This window comes from Marinobacter sp. NFXS9, from assembly GCF_040148665.1.
In the GTDB taxonomy this organism is placed as follows: Bacteria; Pseudomonadota; Gammaproteobacteria; order Pseudomonadales; family Oleiphilaceae; genus Marinobacter_A; species Marinobacter_A mangrovi.
In genome coordinates this window covers 1-3,219 of sequence record NZ_JAGDDW010000034.1, presented here as the reverse complement: position 1 = coordinate 3,219, position 3,219 = coordinate 1, and the positions used below count along the sequence as shown (strand labels likewise).

1 protein-coding gene is annotated in these 3,219 nt (G+C 64.1%); it reads right to left on the bottom strand.

The window, feature by feature from the left end; translation table 11 throughout:
• The coding region (locus J3364_RS22465) for a condensation domain-containing protein (RefSeq protein WP_349560397.1) at positions 1-3,219 on the bottom strand (3,219 nt) is incomplete at both ends.

The window sequence follows — 3,219 nt, the reverse complement described above, 5'->3', positions numbered from 1 at the left end:
GCGCCACCAGCATATCCGTGCCCCGCTCCAGGGCGACCCCGACCCGGCTTTCGGCACCGATGCCCTGCCCGATCAGCCAGTGGGCCAGGCGGTTGGCGCGGGTGTCGAATTCGGCGAAGGTCAGGCGGTCGTCACCGTGCACCACCGCAATCGCGTCTGGCCGTTCCGCCGCCTGATCCGCAATCAGGGCGCTGATGGGGCGCGGATCGACCGTCGGATGGTCCGGCCGGTTCCATTGATCCCAGACTTGCTGCTCGTCGTTCGTCAGCAAGGGCAGATCCGCCAGACGCTGCTGCCCGCCCTGCGTCATCGCCGCCAACAACTGTTCCATCTGACCGGCCAGGGCTTCAGCCCGTGCAGGCGAGACCTGATCGTTGCGGTAATGCAGGTGCAGGATCAGCCCCTGCCCGGCTTCTACCGCAAGACTCAGCGGATAGTGGGTTTGCTCGCTGACCTGCAGGTTGCTGACCCGCACGCTCGCGGCATCGCTGCGCAGGGCTTCATCGACCGGGAAGTTTTCGAACACCAGCAGACTGTCGAACAGCTCTCGCCCGGACTGCCCCGCATATTGCTGGATCTGGTACAGGGGTGTGTATTCATGTTCCCGGAGCGCCAGATTGTGGGTCTGGAGCTGGGCCAACCAGTCGCCCAATCGCTGTTCCGGCGCCGGGGCCTGGACCACCGGCAGGGTGTTGATAAACAGGCCGAGCTGGCGATCCATTCCTGCTACCGACGCCGGCCGGCCCGAGACCGTGGCGCCGAACGCCACTTGGCGCTGGCCGGTGTAACGTTGCAGGATCAGCGTCCAGGCGGCCTGGATCAAGGTGTTGAGCGTTACCTGCTGTTGCCGTGCAAACGCCGACAACCGGTCGTGATCCAGCGTCAACACGATGTCTGCCAGCGTCGCGTCTTCGGCCGGCAGGCACTGGCTGTCCGCCAACAACGGTGCGAGTCGTGTGGGCTCGGCGAACGCCTGGAGCTGTTCACGCCAGAAGGTTTCCGTAGTCGCCGCATCGCGCTGGACCAGCCACTGGAAATAATCGCGGTAACGGGCAGGATGAACCGGCTGCCCGCCGAGGGTTTCCTGCATCACCTCGCTGAGCAACGCCGCACTACTCCAGCCATCCAGCAGGATATGGTGCAGTGTCCAGATCATCTGCCAGCGGTGCTCGCCCAACCGGACCAGCACCATCCGCATCAGCGGTGGCTGGCCCAAGTCGAAAGGCGCGGACTTTTCCTGCTCGCACAGGGCATCCAGTGTCATGGACGCCCGCGTGCGCCAATCCAGTTCCCGGATCGACAGCGTCACCTCGCGATGGACAAGCTGCAGCGGGACACCAGCGCCCGGCGCATGGATAAACGCCGCCCGCAGGATCGGGTGACGCGCTATCGCCGACTGCCAGGCAGCCTTGAACGCCGCCACCGGCAGATCATCGAGCGTCACCGACACTTGGTTGACGTAGGCATCCGACGCATCGCCCAGCTCACTATGAAACATGATGCCCTGCTGCATGGGTGTCAGCGGCAGGATATCGTCGATGACGGACGGAGAGACCGGTAACGCATCCAGCGCAGCCTGATCGAGATCGACCAGCGGAAAATCCGACGGCGTGACGCCGGCGGTTTCGCGACAGGTGGCGACAACCGTTTCCAGGGCGTCGTGCAGGTACGCCATCAGACGTTCGATGGTTTCGCTGTCATGACGCGCCTGACTGTAGCTGCAGGTGAACGACAATTGGCCGTCACGCACCTGGCCATCCAGCGATAATTCAAAGCCTAGGGGCGCATCGGCGGCACGCGGGGCACCGGGCGTTTCCTCCGCCATCACGAGGCCGTCCGGGCCGCCCTCATCCACCTGCCCCAGGTAGTTGAAGAGCACCGCGCCGGACAGGTCCGGCAAAGCCGTCTCGCCTTTCAGGTAGCGCAGGACACCGTAACCCAGCCCACCACGCGGGACCCGGCGCAGGGTTTCCTTGGTGGCCTTCAGGTTGGCCACTGGATCGCCGCCACCGGATAAACAGACCGGGTAAAGACTGGTAAACCAGCCCACGGTACGGCTCAGGTCTAGTCCGTCGATCAGCGATTCGCGCCCGTGACCTTCCAGGGCAATGACCGATTCGGACCACCCTGTCCACCGGTAAAGCGCATCGCCCAACGCCGTCAGCAGCAAGTCTTTGATCTGTGTGCGCCAGGCGCGCGGGGCGTCCGTGAGCAGTTCTCCAGTCATCTCGGCAGACAGGGCCATCGTTGCCTGGGCCAGGTGTTCGACGGTGTTAGGTCCAGAGGCCTTCACGCCGGGCAAAGGCGCCGGAGCCGGTATCGCCGACCAGTAGGCGGCTTCCTCGGCCGACACCGTCTCATCCCAGACCGACGGGAGCTGAACCGCCCAGGCCTGAAAAGGCGTGCCTTTGGGGCCTAAATCAATCGTTTCGCCCCGCCGGGCCTGCTCGTAGGCCTGCATCAGGTCGTCCAGCAGGATGCGCCAGGAAACACCGTCGATTGCCAGGTGATGAACCGCCAGCAGCAGGCGTTCGGAGCCGTCGTCCAGTCGTGCATGCAGCGCCCGCATCAACGGACCGTCAGAAAGGTTGAGGCTCGCCTGTGCACGATCGCATTCCGCCGACAGGTGCTCCAGATCAGTGTCCACCGTCCTTAGAATGTCGTCGTCTTCACTGGCAACGGCATAGGCCTGATGCCAGTCACCATCCGTCCGGGTAAAGCGGAGACGCAAGCCATCGTGATGCCGGTAAATGGCCTGGAGCGCCTGGGCCAGTGCATCGACGTCGAGCGGTTCACCTGGCTTGAGCAATAAGGCCTGGTTCCAGTGATCCGGTTGCGGCATCGCCTGGTCAAAGAACCAGTGCTGGATCGGCGTCAGCGGAAACGCCCGTTCCAGTTCGACAGTATGGGTCTGCGCCGATGCGAAAGACGCCACAGCAGCCAGATCCGCGACGGTCTGGTGCTCGAACAACTGCCGGGGCGTCAGCTCGATACCGGCCCGTTTCGCCTTGGCGATGATCCGCAGACTCTGGATGGAGTCGCCGCCCAGCGCAAAGAAGTTGTCGTGACGTCCCACCCGTTCAACGCCCAACACCTCCTGCCATAGGGCCGCCAAAGTCCGTTCGGTATCAGTCTGCGGCGCTTCGTAATCGGCCGTCCCGAGCTCCGGGTCCGGCAACGCCTTGCGATCCAGCTTGCCGTTGGCCGACAGCGGGAAGG